Source organism: Allonocardiopsis opalescens (assembly GCF_003002095.1).
Classification (GTDB): Bacteria; Actinomycetota; Actinomycetes; order Streptosporangiales; family Streptosporangiaceae; genus Allonocardiopsis; species Allonocardiopsis opalescens.
Map to the genome: position 1 here is coordinate 1 of NZ_PVZC01000016.1, position 18,287 is coordinate 18,287.

Here is an 18,287-nt window from a genome sequence, read left to right on the forward strand (position 1 = left end):
TGAGAACCAGAGGGCTGACGGCCCCATGACGGCCCCAGAGACCCTTGTCGCAGCAACGGAGCAGGTATAGCGTGGAAACACTCCAAACGATCCTGGACTGAAGCGAGCGTTTGACCTACCAGGACCGACGTCGACTGAATGGCGTTTGACCTGCAATTACAGGACTGACGACTACCGATCGGTACCGACGATTGCCGAGTGTCTGACGGCCCTTAGACGGCCCGGATGATCTTCAAACGGAAGCGGCGGGTCTTGGGTGACCAACGCTCCAAAGCAACCCGATTCCACTAATAGGAAGGTTTCCTAAGAGATGTTACCGGCTCTCCGACCTGCCCGTCTGCTACCCGGTCTACTGCGCGGCCTCGTCTGGTTCACCCTCGGGGCGCTGCTCGGCATCGCCCTCGCGACCGCCTACTCCCCGGCACGCCCGCCCGGCTGGAGTCCGGCCGACGTGCCGGGCCCGACGCCCGCCCCCTCGATCTCCACCCCGTAACGAAGCGGCCCCGGCCGGTGCTGGAACACCGGTCGCGGGGCCTTGATCACCACCTGCTCACGACAGGAGATGACCCGTGGAACACAGTAACGAATCCGCCCCGTCCGCGACGGTGCGTCGGACCGGTCAGCGTGTGGCCGCGCAGGCGCTGAGCCTGGCGCTGGGCGTTGATCTGCCGGTGGCGGACTGGAGCATCGACCGCCGGGGCGACCGGCTCTACGGCCAGTTCGGCGCCGACAGCATCGACGCGGTGACCGCCTGGGCGGAGCGCTTCGGCGGCGAGGTCGAGTACTTCCTGACCGGCTACCGGATGGCGCTGGTGCACCTGGACCTGTTCGGGACTCCGGCGCGGGTGTGGTGCCCGCTGAGCGGTGACCCCGGTACGGAGCTGCCCGCCGAGCCGCCGGCCCCGGTCGAGTCGCTGAGCGTCGGTTCGCAGGCCGTCGTCGGCCTTGGCGACCGCTCGCCCGCCCCGGGTACCTTCTCCGAGTTGGCCGACCGGGCGGAGCGGCGCCGCGCCGAGCTGCGTGCGGCCCCGGTCTACATCCCGCCGACGCCCACCGTGTTGGGCGCCACGCTGCGGCTGGCCGCGCAGGTCGCCGACGAGCTGGGCGAGGTGCCCGGCACCCAGGCCACCGTCTACTCCGACCTGGCCGGCCGCCCGGTGGTCGACATCAGCGTCCCCTCCCGGCAGCCGATCGAGCACCGCCGGGCGCTGGTCGACGCGGCCGCCGCCCTGGGGCAGGTCACCACCGCCGAGCACCGGGGCGCCCGCCTCGCCGAGCTGACGATCCACGACTACGAGGGTTCGGGTGCCGAGGTCTGGGTGGGCGCCCGTATCCGCGACGAGGCCGACGCGGAGGCGACCCGATGAGCGACTTCGTCTTCTCCCTGCCCCCGGCAATCCTGGCGGTGCTGACCGTGGCGGCCGTGGCGGTCCCGGCGCTGGTGGTGTGGCTGGTGTGGCGGTCGGTCAGCGAGATGGCGAAGCGGTTCGCCAAGGGCGGCACCACCGCCCTGCTCGCCTTCTTCGTCGCGGTCACCATGGCGCTGAGCGCGTCCGGGCTGATCGGGTTCGGGTACGGCGAGATGGGCCTGGACGGGTGGCTGACGCCGCTGAGCGTGGCCGTGTTCCTCGCCCTGGACGGCGCGGCGCTGGCGATCGCGCGCAGCGTGTGGCTGCTCAACCGCGACGGCAAGAGCGCGGGGGTGCACCGGGCGTTCATGTGGGTGCTCGTCGCCGCGTCGGCGTGGTTCAACTGGGTGCACGCGCCCGAGGTGTTCGCCGCCCAGGCCGCCTACGCGCTGTTCCCGGTGTCGGCGGCGGTGCTGTTCGAGCTGATCCTGGCCGCGCGCCGCAAGGCCGACGAGGTCATCGACCGGCGCATCGGGGTGGAGCGGTGGCTGCACCCGGTGGAGATGGTGCGGGTGCGCTGGCTGCTGGCCGCCGACGCGCAGTTGGCGGCCGATGTGGCGACCCGCCGGGTGCGCGTGCAGGCCGCCGCCAACTCCCTGTACCGGGTGCGCCAGATGGCCGGGGCGCCGGCGCCGTTCGGGCTGGGGTGGGTGATGCCCGGCATCTACCGCAGGGCGGTACGGGCTGCCCAGGCCGCGGCCGCGCGGGCGGACTTCGCCGACCCCCTGGCGGCCGCCGAGGTGGTCCGCCAGTTGCAGGTGCTCACCCTCGTCGAGCGGTTCGCCGGGGCGGACTACCGCACCCCGCACGAGGCCCGCGACCTGGTCGCCAACCTCATCACCCCCGCCAACCTCGGAGTTGGCGGGGGTGCCGACGAGGTCGGCCTGTACGCGGAGTTCCGGGCGATCCTCGCCGGGGTCGGCCTGGACGCCGCACCGGCGGAGCGGCCGCATCTGGCGGTGGTCGCCGAGCAGCCGCCCACCCCCGCCAACCACGGGGGCGGCGCCGTCGAGCCGGGCCCGACCGCTCCCGCCTGGTCGCTGGAGGAGGCCGCCGCGGCGGTCGACTGGGGTGCCGTCCCGGCCGAGGAGGTTGGCGGCCTGGTGGCGGATCTGGCGGCGGACTTCGTGACCGACCGCCAGGACTCTGGCGCCCCGGCGTGGGGGGCGGGCAAGACCTTCGCCCGCGCCCTGCTCGCGGCCGGCTGCCCGCTGTCGGACCGCCAGCTGCGCGACTACGTCAAGCGCGCCCAGCGCGACCTGGAGTCCACCGGCTCCTGACCGGCGCCCGTCGCCCGCCCGCCCATGGCCTGCATGACACAGGTCATGATCGGGCGGGTGGCGGGGACCGGGCCAGGTCCACCACTCCGATGAAGGGACACGCCATGGCCAAGATCAGGGTCTACGCCAAGGACGGATCGGTCCTGGACGTCACCACAGAAAACCTCGACGACCAGCGGTTTTATGAGGACCTGCCGTTCAACTCCGACGCCGTGAGCAGGGTGACGGTCGTCGAGGAACGCGACGAGAAGTAGCCGGTCCGGGCCGCCGCTGCGATCCCTGGCAGGAACGCGGCGGCCCGGATGCCCCACATCCTTCGATGAGGAACGGAGCCCCACCAGCATGGCACTGCTGTCCCACCGGCCGGAAGAGTCCGGCGAGGTCGAGCGGAAGGTGTTCGACGGCGAGATCGTCGACGAGGCGCCCACCGACACCGTCCGGGTGGACGAGGTGCGCGTGGACGCCCCCGAGGTGTTGGACGACACCGGGTCGTGGGTGGCGCGGCGCCGCGCCCTGCTGGCCGACGCGCCGCCGATCATCCCTCCGTACCTGCGCACCCGCGAGCAGTTGGAGGAGACCGCGCGGTGGGCGGTGGCCTACTACGCGCACGTCGGCGCGTTCCACGCCACCCGCTCCCCGTTCTACATGCTGCGCCTCATGGCTCGCTCCCCGCGCGGCGCGGGGCGGCTGATCGGCCGCTGGGTGGCGTGGGTGGCCGACGCCCAGGCCGCGCCCGTGCACGCCAAGGTCGCCGCGTCCGGCGACGTGCAAGCGTGGCTGGTGCTGTCGCGCGAGCACTCCCGCCGGGTCAAGCCGCGCCGCATCACCTCCGCCGTGGTCGCGGTCCCGGTGGCGCTGGCGATGCTGACCGCGGTGCTGGTGATGCCCGCCTGGGTGAGCGGGCTGGGGGTGTGGCTGCTGCTGTGCCTGCTCGGGCTGGCCGGTGGGGACCCTGACCGGCCCCTGATCGCCCGCTACGTGGCCGCCCAGCTCCAGCGGCCGCTGGCCTCCCCGGAGATCGAGGCGGCGCTGGAGGCCATCGGCATCAAGGGCAAGGTCGACTTCGTCGAGCAGATCGCCGTCGACGGCCCCGGCTGGCGCGCCGAACTCGACCTCCCGCCGGGGGTGCTGGCCGAGCGGCTGCTGGACAAGCGCAAGGAGCTGGCCGGGGCGATGCGCCGCCCCCTGCAGTGCGTCTGGCCGAGCGTGGGCAGCGAGCATCCGTCGCGGGCGGTGCTGTGGGTGGCCAAGCGCGACCCCCGCACCATCAAGCGCGCGTGGCCGCTGCTCGCCGACGGCCAGGCCGACATGTACGCCGCGTTCCCCTTCGGCGTCACCCCCCGCGGGGAGACCGTGCCGCTGACCCTGATCGGCACCAACGTCCTCATCGGCGGCGTGATGGGGTCGGGGAAGACCAGCGCGGTGCTGGTGATCGCGCTGGCCGGGGCGCTGGACCCCACCTGCCAACTGTGGCTGTTCGAGCTGAAGGGCTCCGGGGACATGGAGTCCGTCCAGCCCGTCGCCCACCGCTACGTCCAAGGCGACGACGACGAGCACTGCCACGCCGCCCTGGACGCCATGTACGCGCTGGAGGCCGAGCTGAAGCGCCGCAAGAAGATCGTCGCCGCGCTGCCGGTGGAAGACGTCCCCACCGGCCGCAAGGTCACCCGCGCCCTGGCCGACAAGTACCCGCACCTGGACCTGGACCCGATCCTGGCCATCTTCGACGAGGTGCACACCGTCTTCGAGCACCCCGAGGTCGGCAAGGAAGCCGCCGAGGTCGCCGGCCGCCTGATCCGCAAGGCGCGCGCCTACGGGATCATCCTCGTGCTCACCACCCAGAAACCCGACGGCGACTCCATCCCCAAGATGGTGTCCGACAACGCCATTGTCCGGTTCTGCTTGGCGATCACCGGGCACATCGCCAACGACCTGGTGCTGGGCACCGGCATGTACAAACGCGGCATCCGCGCCAACATCTTCGAACCCGCCGAGGGCGACGACCCCAAGGATTCGGGAACCGGCTGGCTGACCCGCTCGGCCACCAGCGCCAAGATCGTGCGCGCCTACTTCATCGGCCAGGCCGACGCCCGCGCCGTCGGCCGCCGCGCCCTCGCGCTGCGCACCGCCGCCGGGACGCTGACCGGGGAGGCCGCCGGACGCACCGTCGAGCCCGTGGTGCGCGAGACGATCGCCGACCACCTGCACGCGGTGTGGCCCGAGGGCGCCGACCGGGTGCACTCCCACCGCCTCGTGGAAGCCCTGGCCGCCTACCGGCCCGAGCTGTACGCCCCGTGGCTGGAAGAGGACGACCCCGCCGCCCGCTCCACCACCCTGGCCGCCGCCCTCAAACCCCACCGCATCCCCACCCACCAGCTCACCATCCGCGACTGCTGCGGCGGCGCCAAGGGCGTGCGCCACCAGGACCTCCCGCCCGCCAAGACCCCCGCCGACGACGACGAATAGCGCCCGGAAGGCCCCGTCGGCCACCACCCCGAAACCCGATATCAGCCCAGGTCACACACCATTCCAGCCGACATCGCAGGCGAAACCGGTTTCACGGCCAGGCGAAACCACCACCCCCACCCGAAACCAGTCCGCGGCCCCTCCCGGTGGGGCCGCGAACGGGGGGTGCACATGCACCCGCCGGTGCACGTACACCCCGACCGAGGTCCCCAGGACCTCAGTCGTGGCCGTCTCACCCACGACTGCCCCAGGCTTTCAACCGTGGGCGAGACGGCCACGGTTACCGGCACCGGCAAGCTGGCCGACCTGCACGAATCTGCGGGGCCCTTTGGGGGCCTCGCAAGGGGTACGGACTAGTCCGTACCCCTGGGTACACGCTGCCGTGTACCCCCTGCGCGTTCACCCCAGGTACGGCTCGCCGTCCTTCAGGCCGTGGTCGATGCGGCGGCGGATCGCGGGGTGGATGTCGTAGTCGCCGAGGTCGGCCGGGTCGACCCACCGGACTTCGAACGCCTCGCTGGGCTCGGGCTGGATCCGGCCGCCGACGGGGCGGCCGCGGAAGCAGGTGTTGATGGGCTGGCGGACCTCGTCGACCTTGCCGCGCTTGATGTAGGCGATGAGGTGGTCGGGGTCGGAGAAGATCCCGACGAGGCCGGTGACCTCGATGTCGATGCCGGTCTCCTCCTTGCACTCCCGGATGCCGGCCTGGGCGACGGTCTCCCCGGTCTTCACGCCGCCGGTGGGGATGGTCCACAGGTTGTTGTCGGTGCGCTGCAGGAGCAGCACCCGTCCGCGGTCGTCGCGGACGAACACCGACGCGGACGCTTTGCGGCTGGTGGGGGCGGGGGCGTTGGGGTCTTGCCAGTAATCGATCCTGCGGGTACGGGTCATCGGTGCTCCAGTGCCATGTCGGCGGGCTTCGCCGATCCCCATACCCGCTCGAAGCTCTCGACGTAGGTGGTGAAGTAGGCGCCGTCGATGCGGCGCAGGTGCATGGTGGGGGTGTAGGCGGCCAGCACTCCGTAGGCGTGGACGTTGACGATCATCTCGTCGTCGAACCGGTAGATGCTGTTGTACAGCGGAGTGTCGTGCAGCCGCACCTCCACCGAGGGCGGCATCCGCTCCCGGTAGTAGTACAGGACGGCGGCGACCCGCCCGGCCACGCCGCCGCCGATGCGGTGCTCGGTGTCGCGGAACGCCAGCTGCTTGCCGTCGGGATCACCCAGCAGCAGCCGCACCCGGGCGCCGGCCTGGGCCTTGGCGACCAGGGTCGGAATCCAGTCCGGGTGCTCCTCGGTGAGGAACAGCCCCGCGTAGGCCAGCAGGTCGACGTCGCGCTCGGCCGCGCGCAGCAGCTCGGTCCACAGGTGCTTGGGGACGTCGTTGCGGCGCGGCCAGGTGGCCACCAGCTCCGCCCCGGCCAGCGAGGCGCCGTTGACGGTGTCGGGCCACAGGTAGCTCTCGTCCTCCTGGACGATCGCCGCCACCCGGTAGCGGGTGCGCGGGTAGGGCACGGCCGTCCCGGCCAGCCACCGTTCGACGGTCTTCGTCGACACCTCGGCCGCCGCGGCGAAGGACCGGATGTCGTGCCCGGCCCGGTGCATCGCCCGCCGGAGCCGTTCGTTCACCATGCGGTCATCGTGCCATCAACCGACATCGCGGCCCATGCCCTTGTCGGTTAGATGTCGGTAGATGTCGAGCGGTGTCGATGCGCTGTCCGTTGACCTCGACAGATGCTTACGCCATGCCCGAGACAGCGCCCCAGGGCGCGACATCCTCGGTCATCGCTGACGCTCACACCCTGACCACCTTGCAGCAGCGATGGCCCACGCATCGCATTTGGAGATCCCGCGACGAGGCGGGCCGCCCGGCGGGTTGGTACGCCACCGCCCACGATCCGGCTCCCGGTGAGGACCGCACCGTGGGCGCCGACACGGCGCGCCAGCTGGAGCTGAAGCTGGCCGCGCCGCCGGATCCCGCGCCCCGGTTTCAGCCCGGCGCGGTCGGCCGCTGGTGAGACCTTCCCTCGGCGCCGCTCTCCCCTGAGGAGCGGCGCCACAGCGGGCCCGGCCTTCCAGGAACAGGGAGACCGGCCGGGCCCGCCTTCATCGGCCCCGCGGCCAGACAACCCGGACGGTGTCGGTCGCGGGGTCCCCCAGCCACCGCGCGGCGCCTTCCCGCCCCAGGGCGCCGCACCCCCGCGGGCCCGGCCGTTCTGTCCGAGGGCCGGGCCCGCACCCTCGACAGGAGGCCGTCGACATGATCGCCTACATCGCCCACCTGGGCGACGACGAGGCGGCCGCCGCTGACGCGCGCCGGCTGGCACGGCTGCGCGGGGTGGTGTCCCCCCTGCCGGGCATCGTGCTCGCCACCCCCGCCGGCCTGATCCGGCTGATCCGGGGCGCCTCGGCCCGCACCATCACCGACGCCGACGGCGAGGAGCTGCTGGAGGTGTGCTGGCCGGACGGCCGCACCCTGCGGTTGCTGATCGTCGGCGACGACCGGTGACCCACTGACCGCCGCGCGGCCGGCCGCCCGACCCCCCGTGGTCGCGGCGTTACCCCCAGGCCGGCCGCGCGGTGCCGGCGGGGGGATGGCCGGACACGACGAATCGCCCCGCCGGCCGACGCTGGCGGGGCATCCTGGTGCCATGGAGATGAGACTGGTCGACGGCCCACTCGACGGCGGGACGCTGGACGTGAGCGCGCTGAGCGCCGAGGAGATCGCCGGCGGCTTCGCGCTGCCCTCCCCCCACGGCCTGTACCTCGGGGGCCGCAGCATCTACGACCCCGACCCAGCCGAGCCCGGCGTGCTGCGGTGGCAGGGCGACGTGGCCTGACCCCGGGCATGCCGAAGCGCCCCCGCTCCGAAGAGCGGGGGCGCTGTGCTGCGCGGGGCGGGCGGTCAGGCCGCCAGGTCGTACTCCGGCCGGCGCCGGGTGAGCCCCAGCGACAGCAGGATGCGGCCCCATACCGGCGACACGTAGGTCTCCAGCGCGCGGGCGATCCCGTAGTAGGCGGCCGTCACAGCCACGGTGACGATCTCGGTGACCGCGCCCTCCGGCAGTTCGACACCGAGGCGGAGCGCCTGCACGAGCAGGACGCCAACGGCGACCGGCACGACGGTGCGCAGGATGGAGGCGAGCAGGCCGGGCGGGGGCGGATCAGAGTGGTGGACCATGGGGATTCCCTCCGGGCATAGATCAGCCCCGGGCCGGTGGCGCCGGGGCGGTGGTGCGCCCAGCAGCCGCAGTGCAGCCGCGGGGCGTGGCAGCGGGGGCAGTACTCGGTCAGGAGGCGCCGCCGCTGGTGAGGTCGCGCAGGCGGCGCAGCGCACGCTCCAGGAGCGTGCCCGCGTTCTTGCGGTCGGAGCTGTCGGCGGTGTCGGGGTCCTGGAGCTGGTAGCGCCAGACCTCCGCGGCGAGCGCCGGGCCGGCCGCGCGGATCCGCTCGTCGATCAGCTTCTGGATCTTCTTCAGGTCGTCGCCGGTCAATTCGTCCTCCTCGGTGGGGGTGCCGCCGCTCGGCGGCTTGCTGAAGGTGCCGTTCTCCACGAGCGCGTAGAGCGCGTCGCCGGGGCACTCGGTGGCGATGAAGTCGCGGTGGCCGCGCACCGCGCCGGACACGCCGCGCTCCATCAGGTAGGCCCGCAGGTCGCGCACCCCCCGCACCTGCTCGTCCGTCGGCCGCTCGCTGCCGCCGAGCATCAGCGTGACGGAGTACCAGTTCGCGTTCCCCGAGGTCGTCCCCTGCGCCGCCTGGTACCGGTTGAGTCCGCGGCCGGTGAAGACCTCGCCGTGGCGGCAGGCGGCGTAGGAATACCCCACGTCCGCCCATCCGTTGCCGTTGATGTGGTCGGAGCGGATGCGCTTCCAGTAGGCGACGCACTCGTCGTGGCCGTCGAGGTCGGTGGCGGGGCCGTTGTAGTGGACGACGAGGCCGGAGCGCGGGTTCGCGTAGTCGGCGCCGGACGGCCCCCAGCCGAAGTACGAGCGCGGGCGGATGATCATACGGGGCCTCCTGGTGGCTGGACGGTGATGTCCTGGCGGATGGTGGGGGCGGTCTGGTGGTCGGCGGTGTGGGCCTGGAGTGCGGTGCTGAGGTCGCCGAGCTTGCCGTCCAGGGCGCGGACCTTGTCCTTCAGCGATCCGCCGGAGTTGTACGTCACCTCGTGCTCGATGCGCTGCACCCGCTCCATCAGGCCGGGGCGGGCGTCGACGCCGGGGCGGGCGGGCTCGCCGAGTAGGTCGTCGATGAGGTGGCCGGCCCGGCGCAGCCACCGGCCGGCGGCCCAGGTGAGACCGCCGACGGCGGCGAGGCCGGCGAGGAGGGCGGCGAGCTGCGCCACGGTGAGGCTGCTGATCCAGTCAGGCACGGGGGTGGTCCTCTCTGGGCTGGTCGCCGAGCAGGCGGCGGCGGTAGGCGGCGGCGCGGTCGGCGGGGGCGGTGCGGGCGGTCGTGGGGGTGGCGGCCTGGCGCAGGTGGGCGCGGGCGCGGGTGACGTGGTCGGCCATGACGGCGATCACCTCGGGGTCGGTGGGGGACTCGGCCAGCACCTGGTCGAGCAGCTTGTCGGGGTCGGCCAGGGGGACGCGCTGCCGGGCGGCGGCCACGCGTAGCCGGTGGGCGGCGCGGGCCTCAGTGATGCTGTCGGCGGTGTGCAGGGTGCTCGGCATGGTGTCGCCGACGGCCACGCCGGGGCGGGCGACGAGGGCCGGCGCGTAAAAGCCGGCCGCGACCGCGACGTCTTCACGGACCCGTGCGGGGTCGGCGGGGTCAGGGATGAAGGGCTCGGCCAGCACCATGTCCAGGGCCTCGGCGGCGTCGACGCCGTACTCGGCCATCCGCCATTCCAGGCAGTCGGCGGGGAAGACGTGCTCGTGCGCCTCGCCATCGGCCCGGCGGTAGCGGATGCGCCAGCAGGGATGCCCGGGAGCGGGCTCGGCGGTGGTCACCGACTCCACCGTGTACTCGGTCATGCGGGCCCCTCTCATACGCGGAAGCACCAGAAGTTCACCCACACGCTCACGTTCGAGCCGGAGGTGAAGTTGGCGAAGGCCACCGTGAAGGAGTCCTGCGACGCCTCGGTCATCTTGTGGTGGAAGAACCTGCCGGAGTCTCCGCCGCTGGTGACCAGGCCGTAGACGGGTGCCATCGCGGTGTCCATCGTGGGGCCGTAGCTCAAGGTCACGCTGTTCACGGTCGCGAAGAACTGCCTGCCGGTGAAAATGGCCTGGTCGCTCGCGGCGGCGACGTAGTCGAGGTAGCGGCCGTAGGTGCGGATCCGGCCGTCGTCGCCGTAGCGGGTCTCGACGCGCACCCCGGCGGGCGGGTTCCAACCGATGCGGGTGCCGGCCGCGTTGCCGTAGATCATCGGGCCGCTGGTGTGGGCCAGCTCGATGTAGTCCTCGGTGGCGTCGATCTGGGCGACGGTGTCGCCGCCCGCGATGGCGTTCACCCTGTTGAGGATCGCGCCCGCCGCGACCGTCAGCCGCGACCGCACGGTCCCGGCGTTGTTCTCGCCGGTCTCCAAGGCCATGGTCGCCTCGTCGGGGAAGGCCCCGTCGGTGGAGTAGATGCGGCTGAAGTTCGTCGAGGTGGAGGGGTAGAAGCGGATCTCGGCCAGCCACGCCGGATCGATGACGACGCGCCGCCCGGACACGGCCGTGCGGATCACCGACCCGGTGACGATCTTGCCGGTGATGGCGTCGGCCGCCACCGCCTGGGCGGTCACCGCGCCCGCCTCGATCTTGTCGGCCGTGATGGCGTTGGCGGCGATGTGTCCGGCCTGGATGGCCAGGGCCTGGATCAGCGCCCCGGTGATCGACTCGGCGACGATCTTCTCGGCGGCGACGAGGGTGCCGTCGACGATGTGCGCGCCGTCGATCACCTCGCCGATCAGGTCGGTGTCCACCAGCGGCTGGGTGGCGATGACGCCGCTGGCGCTCTCCGCGCTCTCGTTGCCGGAGGTGTCGGTGGCGGTGAACCAGATCGTGCGGTCCTCGCCGTAGGGGGCGCCGACGATGACGACGCCGCCCGCGCCGCGCAGCTGGTCGACGGCCACCGGCGGGTTGGTGCCGTCCGACATCCACACCGTGACGTAGGCGAAGTCGCGCGGCATCGGGGCACCGGCGTGGTCGAGCCCGTCCCAGTCGGCGCGGATCACCCCGAGCCGGGTGGACAGCACCGGCGTCGACGGGGCCGGGGGCGGGGTGGCGTCGCCGGGCATGGTGACGGCGTAGACGGCGCTGAACTCGCCCTTGCGGCCGGTGGTGGCGACGGCGCGGACCTTGAACGCGTACTGCTCGCCGGTCTGCAGCGGTGACCAGGTGGTCGTCGTCTCGTCGGCCTCGGTGGCGGTGAGCTGGTACCACGGCTCGCCGGAGAGGTTGATGCGGGCGTACAGCTCGTAGCCGTCGACCTCCAGCGCCACCCCGGCCACGTCGGCGGTGACCGCGCCCCAGGTCGCGGTGATCTGGCCGCGCGCCGTCCCGTCCAGGTCGATGTACGCCTGCGGGTCGACGACCAGCCCGAGCGGCGCGGCCGGGGTGCGCCCGGCCGGGACGTCGGGCGCGGGTTGGGCGCCGGACCCGCCGCCGGCGGTCGCGCCGCCCACGATGCCGCGGGTGCGCCGCGCCATCCGGATCTCGCGCTCGATCAACCGGTCATTGAGGACCAGGTTGCCCGAGACGCGTCCGTCCTGGTCGCGGGTGAGGGTGATCTGGCGGATCCGCAGCGGCGCCATGGTGCCGCCGTCGCCGGGGGCGAGGATGTAGTCGCCGGGCGCGTAGTCGCGCCACGGCAGCCACCGGGCGGTGTAGAGCGCCACGGCGCGGGTGATCTGCACGCGCTCGGCGCCGCCGCGCTCCAGGGCTGCCTCGGCCAGCAGGATCGCGGTGCCGGTGTCGCTCACCCCGCCCTGGGTGATGTAGGTCTCCCACCGCCCCCACGGCAAGTCGGCGGACGGGTTGTCCAGCTCCAGGCTGAACCCCGCTTCGCCCTGCAGGTACACCGCCGAGACGGCATCCTCCAGGGTGCCCTCGTCGGGCGCCTCGACCACGTCGCGGCCGAGCCGCAGGTCGACCGGCGCCGGCCCGGACGCCAGGTCGGCGGCCAGCTCCGAATCCGCGTTGAAGACCCGCAGGGTCCGCCCCTGCGTGCACCAGTCCACCACGCCCTGCTCGGCCAGGTTGAGCAGCGCCGTGCCGGCGTCCAGGCCGGGCGCGTAGTAGATGGTGAGGACGGTGTCCCAGGGCTGGCCGTCGCTGTCGTGGGTGGTGGTGAAGTCGGTGTCCAGCCCGGCCAGTGCGCCGCGGGCGTGGCCTTCGTCGATCCAGGTGCGCAGGATCTCCCCGGCGGTGGCCGACAGGAAGGGGCGCTTGCCGTCGACGAGCGTCGAGGGGTCCGGCGGCGGGTAGAGCGGGAGCTTGCCCAGCTGCCAGGCGTAGCCGGGCAGCTGGTAGTCGCGGGCGCCGGTCTGGTCGGTGACGTCGCCGCTGCGCGCGATGCGCAGGAACCGGGAGTTCGGCGGCTCGAACCAGGTGCCGGACCCGGGGTCGACCTCCACCGCGACCTCGACGGGCTGCGCCAGCCAGCTCGCGTTGGCGGCCAGCGTCGAGTACCGCACCCGCGCCGACGGGGTGTCGTTGAGCGGGGCGGCCACCTCCACCGACAGCGGGCTCGGCAGCACGCCCATGCGCGCGCCGTTCGGCTCGTAGGCGACCAGGCGCAGGTCCAGGTAGGCCGGCTGCTGCGGGTCGATGGGGATCGTGTCGTCACCGTCGCCCACCCCGGCCGGGGTGGCCACGGCCGCGATCGCCCCGCTGCCCGAGGTCGCGCGGGTCCCGGCCGCGGCGACGGCCGCCGGCGCCGGGACGGTGCCGGAGCCGGCCGCCGCGCGGGTGCCGGAGCCGCCGAGCAGCGCCGCGCCGGGAAGCTCGGCCTCGCCCTGGCCGTGCTTCACCCCGGTGCCGCCGGTCGCCGCGGTCGCGGTGATGGTGCCGGCGCCGTTGGGGCCCAGCGCCTCGCCCTCGCCCGCCAGCTGCGCCGCGCCGACCAGGGCGCCGGACCCTGCGCCACCCTTGGCGCCGGCGGCCGCGATGACCGCGATGCCGCTCGTCGCGCCGGTGCCGGTCAGGTCCACGTACCGGGTGAGGTTGAGCAGGTTGTCGAGCGCGGCCCTGGTCTCGGGCCCGGTGATCCCGTCGACGAGCAGCCCGGCGTCGGCCTGGAAGGCGCGCACGGCGGTGTCGGTCTCCCCGCCCACCGACCCGTAGTCGCCGTCCGCGCCGAAGACCGGCAGCGGGTAGCCGGCCGCGATGAGGTCCTGCTGCAGCCGGGTGACGTCGATGCCGACGTCGCCGGGGCCGAGGATGCCGTCACCCGGCCAGTCGGCGGTGTCGCCGATCCTGACCCAGTCCAGGAACGCCGGACCTCGGCTCGCGCCGCCGGCGGTGAAGATCGCCGTGGTGTGGCTGCCCGACCGGCCGCTGGTCGCCTGATAATCGGCCGCGCCGCTGCTGAGGTAGTTCGTCCAGTAGAACCGGTAGGTGCTCGTGCTGCCGGTGGCGATCGCCTCAATGCGGATGGGCCGGTTGAACAGGTTGGCGGCCTGGGCGTTGTGGGAGACGCCGCCGAGGGTGAGCACGCCGGTCTCGATCACGATCGTCGTGCCCGCGCCGAGGTTGATGCTCAGGTAGCCGCCGGTGGGGATGTAGGCGTAGGTCGCGAACGCCACCGAGGTGTTGCTGGTGGAGATCTGCCGCGACATCGACCCGACGGTGCCGGTGGCGCCGAGCCGGATGCACGGCCAGTCGGCGGTGTCGGGCCGCACCGCGTACATCGCCGGGCCGCTGATCGGGCTGAACCCGTTGCCGTGCAGCGTGCTGTTGGTCGTCGTCACCGCGACGCCGGGGCGGCCGTGGGTGGTGTTGACCCTGGTGAGCGCCATTACGCGTAGGCCCTCCTCGCCCGGATCGCAATGCTGCTGGCCGCGGTGGTGCCGACGGCGGTGGCGGACACGACGATCCGCCTGGTGTGGGCGTCGTCGCCGACGACCGTCGGGGTGAGCTGCAGCCAGCGCGACGCGGATCCGGGGCCGGACGCGTCGACCTGGCCGGTGATGTCGGTGCCCTCGTCGAGGTCCCAGGTGTCGGTGTCGACCATGGCGGCGCGCAGCCGGCCGCAGTCGAGCAGCAGCCGCTCGCCGGCGGCCAGGGTGCCGGGCCAGGTGACCGCGCCGCCCGTCGGCCCGTCGGCCACCGTGACGCCGGTGGCCGGCCCCGTGGCGCGGATCAGCGCGTCGGGGATCGGGGCGGTGGCGCCGGCCAGGGTGGTGACGATCTGCCCGCCGCCCTCGCCGTCGAGGTCCCCGGTCCAGGTGACGGGGTCGACGTCGCGCCACAGCGCCGAGGGGATGCGCAGCAGCACGCGGAGCTGGGCGGCGTGCGCGGCGACCTGGGCGTCGCCGAGGTATTCGGGCTGGATCTCGGCGATGCTCTTGGCGTCGGCCTGCAGCACCCGCGATCCGATGGTGTGGCGCAGGTCCAGCAGCCGGTGGCGCACTCCCAGGACCGCCGACAGCGCGTCGAGGTTGGCCTCCAGTTGCGGCTCGCCGCCGTGCACGCCCTCGGGGGTGAGGTCGCGCACCAGCAGCGTCATGCCCAGCACGGTCACCGCGGCGTCCTCACCCACCACCGGCAGCTCGCCGGACCTTCCCGGCACGGTCACCTCGATGTTGCGGGTGCCGGGCAGCGGGCGGCGCGGGCTGCCGGTGGCCAGGATGCGCCAGCAGCCGGCCGGGTGGTCCAGCGGGACGGAGTCGATGCTGTAGGTCGACACCTCAGAACTCCCCCAGGCTGCTGGCGTACTGCAGGCCGCGATTCACCGTGGTGGAGGTGGGTTCGGCCTGCGGGTACTGGTTGTGCACGTTGACGACGACGCCTGAGCCGCCGGGCTCGTCGTCCTCGTCGTCGCCGCGGGCGGCGTCGGCGGCGCGGCGCATGGTCGCGTCCGCCGCCCGGCCGGCGCCGAAGGGGTCGAACATCGAGTCCGACAGCTGGTTCATCTGCCGGTGCAGGGTTCCGGCGCCGCGTGCGATGCCCAGGGCGATGCCGGCCGGGATCATCCGGCCGACCCGGTCGGCGAACTCCCGGCTGGGCGAGGCGATGCCGAGCGCGCCCATCGCCGCATCGAGGGCCTGCTGGGCGATCCCGCGCAGGCTCGCGAACAGGGAGCCGGCCGCGCCGGTCACGCCGCGGATCACGCCGCTGATGATGTCGCGGCCGATCTGCACGAACCGCCCGACGATCCCGCGCACGGTCGATACCGCGGTGTTGAAGGCCGAGGTGATCGATCCGCGAATGGAGTTCCAGGCCGAGGAGGTGATCGACCGCAGGGTCGACCAGGCTCCCGAGATCAGCGACCGCACGGCCGAGACGGCCGAGGACACGCCGGACCGGATCGCCGACCAGGCGCCCGAGACGAGCGACCGCACCGACGACCAGGCCGCCGACGTCGTCGAGGTCACCCAGGACCAGACGGCGCCGATGATCGTCTGCACCATCTGCACGTGGTGCTGCACGACCGCGACGACCAGCGCTATCGCGGTGGTCACCATGTCGACCAGCAACGACCAAGCTGCCGAGGTGGTCGAGGTGATCCACGACCAGACCGCCGAGACCACGGCCTGCACCATCGCGATGTGGTGCTGGACAGCGGACACGATCGCCGACCAAGCAGCCTGCAGCCACGCCACGATCGCCGACCAGGCTGCCGAGGTGACCGACTGCACCCAGGACCAGGCCGCGGAGATCGCGGCGACGATTTCGTCCCAGTACAGGATGATCAGGGCGACGAGGGCGACAACGGCCGCGATGATCCACCCGATCGGGCCCAGGCCGATCAGCCAGGCGGCGGCCATCCGCGCGGCCTGGATCAGCGCCTGGGCGCCCATCAGCACCCAGGCGGCGACGAAGCGGGCGGCGGTGGCGACCATGCTCGCGGTGGCGCGGGCGGCGGCGGCGATCATGCGGCCGGTGGCGGCGGTGACCGCGACGGCGGCGCGTCCGGCGGCCGCGCCCCAGGCGGCGAACGCGGTGGCGCCGGTGCGCACCGCGCTGATCGCGCCGGGGATGCCGCGGGCGATGCCGATGATGGCGCGTGTCGCGGTGGTGGCGATCCCGGCCAGGGCCGCCAGCCGGGAGGCGACCGGCCCGAGCACGATGGACCAGGCCAAGAACTGGGTGACGGAAGACTGCACGCCGGGCGGCAGGGCCTGGAAGGCGGCGGCGATAGTGCCGATGACGGCCGCGACGCCGGGGAGGATGGACAGCAGGTCGGCGGCGACCTGCCGCAGCAGGGAGAAGGTCTGTGCCAGCTGCTGCTGGCCCTCGGCGCTCTGCGCCCAGGTGGCGAAGCGGGCGGTGAGGGATTCGATCGTGTCGAGCAGCCCCTGGCCGTCGGCGTGCGCGGCGCCGAAGACGCCGGCCAACCCGGTGCCGAGGTTGACGGCGATCGCCCACAGCTGGCCCAGCACCACCACGGAGCGCTCGACGAAGCCGTTCATCGCGGCGATGCCCTCGGCGCTGGTCAGCCAGGCGGCGGCCGCGGACAGGCCGCCGGCCGCCCACTGGTTGAACATCGTGACGAGCGGCAGGCCGGCGACGCTGAGCTGCATCAGGACGGTGATCAGCGGCCCGACCACGGCGGAGAAACTGTCGAGGGCGGATCGGGTACCGCTGAAGACCTGTTCGAGCTGGCCCCGGAACAGGGGCGTGCTCATCGCGTCGATGGCTGATCGGGCCAGGGCGTTGATGCCTGCGGCGACGCTGGTCATGCCGCGGCGCAGGGTGGGCATCGCCCCGGTGGCCAGCCGCGACAGCTCATCGCCCAGGCCAGCGAACAGGCGCTGCTGCACCGCGCGCTGGATCGGGGCGAACCGCTCGCGGATACCGGCCCAGCTGCGCACGAACCGCTGCGCCGAGGGCGCGAGGCGATCCAGCGCCTCCTGGAGGGCGGCGGCGTCGCCGTCGGCCACGGCGGCCATGGCGTCGCCCATACCGCTCAACCCGACCGCCACGGTGGCGGCCGCGGCCGTGGTCATGGCCAGCGCGGCCGGGACCGCCAGCACCGCGCCCGCCGCCGGGCCGGCCGCCGAGGCGAGCTGCACAAGCCCGGCGGCGGCGGTGGCCAACGTGGTGACGCGGCCGACGGTCTCCAGCCGACCCAGGCGGCCGATGAGGTTGTCCACGCCGCGCGCTGCGCGCCGGACTCCGGAGTCGAAGCGCTTGGAGTCCAGGCCGAGCCGGACCAGGAGGGAGGCGACCGTGGCCACGACGTCACCCCCTCGGGTCGGTTATTCAGGTGTGTCGGGCGCGTCGATGGTGGTGCCGCCCATCGCCTCGTGCGCGGAGCGGAGCGCGGCCCACATGTCCTCGTCGGACTGGTAGTCGTCCCACTTCGGGACCAGGTCCGAGGGGTTGATCAGGGGGGCGCCCTTCTTGCGGTTCACGTTGTAGATCGCCGCGACGATCTGGGCGGCGGCCACGTCGATGCGCTTGCCGCCCAGCGGGCCGGCCACCTTCTCATAAACGGCCCACTCGGTCAGCTCCCGGGAGCTGGTCTCCTCCAGCAGCTTCTCGACCGAGGAGGATCCGAGGTGGCCGGCCAGGCGGAAATAGAACTGCCGCTCTGGCCGGCGCCTCATTCCCCCAGGAGTTCGTCTACGTCCTCGTCGGTGATGCCGCTGAGCTTCTGGCACGCCTGGAACACGCGGTCGAGGACGGCGGCGTTCTTGCGGCCCAGGGCGGCGGTGTCGGCGGTGCTGAACAGCTGCTGGCCCTGCTCGTTGATGGCGCACTTGGCGACGAGCTTGGCGCGGATGTTCTCCAGCCGCAGCTTCTTGCCGTTGCCCGCGATGCCCGCCTCGAAGGCGTCGCGCTCGGTGCCGGACAGGGACCTGATCTTGACGCGGCCGCCCCACTCCGGGACGTCGACGTAGTCGGTCAGCGCGTCGCGGGCGCTCAGGATCTGGTCACGGCCCAGCACGCCGCCGGTCAGCGGCACCTCGGCCACGGGCTCGATGTCGTCCTTCTTCGTGCCGAACATGGCTCTCCTCATCTGGTGTGCGCCGC

General features: G+C 73.1%; 19 protein-coding genes. 8 read left to right on the forward strand and 11 right to left on the reverse strand.

Annotation, left to right across the window (positions count from 1 at the left end):
- Positions 1–310 precede the first annotated feature (310 nt).
- The 5 genes from CLV72_RS31965 (at position 311) to CLV72_RS30940 (ending at position 5,155) form a co-directional block, all read left to right on the forward strand.
- Positions 311–493: a hypothetical protein gene (locus CLV72_RS31965; RefSeq protein WP_146159648.1), complete on the forward strand. Its 183-nt coding sequence runs from the start codon at positions 311–313 to the stop codon at positions 491–493.
- A gap of 76 nt (positions 494–569) precedes the next feature.
- Positions 570–1,367, forward strand: a complete 798-nt coding sequence (locus CLV72_RS30930; protein ID WP_146159649.1) for a hypothetical protein — start codon at positions 570–572, stop codon at positions 1,365–1,367.
- Complete coding sequence (locus CLV72_RS30935) at positions 1,364–2,689, forward strand: DUF2637 domain-containing protein (protein WP_106253761.1); 1,326 nt, start codon at positions 1,364–1,366, stop codon at positions 2,687–2,689. Before CLV72_RS30930 ends, CLV72_RS30935 begins: the two co-directional genes overlap by 4 nt.
- Before the next feature lie 104 nt (positions 2,690–2,793).
- Positions 2,794–2,943 (forward strand): hypothetical protein, encoded by a 150-nt coding sequence (locus tag CLV72_RS32540; RefSeq protein ID WP_170141187.1) that lies wholly within the window; start codon positions 2,794–2,796, stop codon positions 2,941–2,943.
- Between the two features lie 88 nt (positions 2,944–3,031).
- Positions 3,032–5,155: an FtsK/SpoIIIE domain-containing protein gene (locus tag CLV72_RS30940; protein ID WP_106253762.1), complete on the forward strand. Its 2,124-nt coding sequence runs from the start codon at positions 3,032–3,034 to the stop codon at positions 5,153–5,155.
- 399 nt (positions 5,156–5,554) lie between these two features.
- Here the strand turns inward: CLV72_RS30940 and CLV72_RS30945 are convergent, their stop codons facing one another.
- Together CLV72_RS30945 and CLV72_RS30950 are read right to left on the reverse strand one after the other, a co-directional pair.
- Positions 5,555–6,046 (reverse strand): NUDIX domain-containing protein, encoded by a 492-nt coding sequence (locus CLV72_RS30945; protein WP_106253763.1) that lies wholly within the window; start codon positions 6,044–6,046, stop codon positions 5,555–5,557.
- Complete coding sequence (locus CLV72_RS30950; RefSeq protein ID WP_211303189.1) at positions 6,043–6,786, reverse strand: helix-turn-helix transcriptional regulator; 744 nt, start codon at positions 6,784–6,786, stop codon at positions 6,043–6,045. The genes CLV72_RS30945 and CLV72_RS30950 overlap by 4 nt, the downstream gene beginning before the upstream one ends.
- A gap of 113 nt (positions 6,787–6,899) precedes the next feature.
- Between CLV72_RS30950 and CLV72_RS31970 the strand changes: the two genes are divergently transcribed.
- The 3 genes from CLV72_RS31970 to CLV72_RS30960 all read left to right on the forward strand — a co-directional run bounded on the left by CLV72_RS31970 (position 6,900) and on the right by CLV72_RS30960 (position 7,994).
- Positions 6,900–7,172, forward strand: coding sequence for a hypothetical protein (locus tag CLV72_RS31970; protein WP_146159650.1), 273 nt, complete (start codon positions 6,900–6,902; stop codon positions 7,170–7,172).
- A 242-nt stretch (positions 7,173–7,414) separates the two neighbouring features.
- Positions 7,415–7,663: a hypothetical protein gene (locus tag CLV72_RS30955; protein WP_106253764.1), complete on the forward strand. Its 249-nt coding sequence runs from the start codon at positions 7,415–7,417 to the stop codon at positions 7,661–7,663.
- A gap of 142 nt (positions 7,664–7,805) precedes the next feature.
- Positions 7,806–7,994 carry a hypothetical protein gene (locus CLV72_RS30960; RefSeq protein ID WP_146159651.1) on the forward strand — a complete coding sequence of 63 codons (189 nt, stop codon included), beginning with the start codon at positions 7,806–7,808 and terminating at the stop codon, positions 7,992–7,994.
- A 65-nt stretch (positions 7,995–8,059) separates the two neighbouring features.
- Here the strand turns inward: CLV72_RS30960 and CLV72_RS30965 are convergent, their stop codons facing one another.
- From CLV72_RS30965 to CLV72_RS31005, 9 genes are all read right to left on the reverse strand, one after another.
- Positions 8,060–8,335, reverse strand: coding sequence for a hypothetical protein (locus CLV72_RS30965; RefSeq protein WP_245930544.1), 276 nt, complete (start codon positions 8,333–8,335; stop codon positions 8,060–8,062).
- A 109-nt stretch (positions 8,336–8,444) separates the two neighbouring features.
- Entirely contained in the window at positions 8,445–9,164 is a 720-nt protein-coding gene (locus tag CLV72_RS30970) for a peptidoglycan recognition protein family protein (protein WP_106253766.1), read from the reverse strand.
- Entirely contained in the window at positions 9,161–9,529 is a 369-nt protein-coding gene (locus tag CLV72_RS30975; protein ID WP_106253767.1) for a hypothetical protein, read from the reverse strand. Before CLV72_RS30975 ends, CLV72_RS30970 begins: the two co-directional genes overlap by 4 nt.
- Positions 9,522–10,133, reverse strand: a complete 612-nt coding sequence (locus CLV72_RS30980) for a hypothetical protein (RefSeq protein ID WP_106253768.1) — start codon at positions 10,131–10,133, stop codon at positions 9,522–9,524. The genes CLV72_RS30975 and CLV72_RS30980 overlap by 8 nt, the downstream gene beginning before the upstream one ends.
- 11 nt (positions 10,134–10,144) lie before the next feature.
- Complete coding sequence (locus tag CLV72_RS30985; protein ID WP_106253769.1) at positions 10,145–14,104, reverse strand: peptidoglycan-binding domain-containing protein; 3,960 nt, start codon at positions 14,102–14,104, stop codon at positions 10,145–10,147.
- A complete protein-coding gene (locus CLV72_RS30990; RefSeq protein WP_106253770.1) occupies positions 14,104–14,994 on the reverse strand; it encodes a hypothetical protein in 891 nt (296 codons plus the stop codon). The genes CLV72_RS30985 and CLV72_RS30990 overlap by 1 nt, the downstream gene beginning before the upstream one ends.
- Before the next feature lies 1 nt (position 14,995).
- A complete protein-coding gene (locus tag CLV72_RS30995; RefSeq protein ID WP_106253771.1) occupies positions 14,996–17,488 on the reverse strand; it encodes a phage tail protein in 2,493 nt (830 codons plus the stop codon).
- A 21-nt stretch (positions 17,489–17,509) separates the two neighbouring features.
- On the reverse strand, positions 17,510–17,860 hold the full coding sequence (locus CLV72_RS31000) for a phage tail assembly protein T (RefSeq protein ID WP_245930545.1): 351 nt from the start codon (positions 17,858–17,860) through the stop codon (positions 17,510–17,512).
- Entirely contained in the window at positions 17,857–18,261 is a 405-nt protein-coding gene (locus CLV72_RS31005) for a hypothetical protein (RefSeq protein ID WP_245930546.1), read from the reverse strand. Before CLV72_RS31005 ends, CLV72_RS31000 begins: the two co-directional genes overlap by 4 nt.
- Positions 18,262–18,287 lie beyond the last annotated feature (26 nt).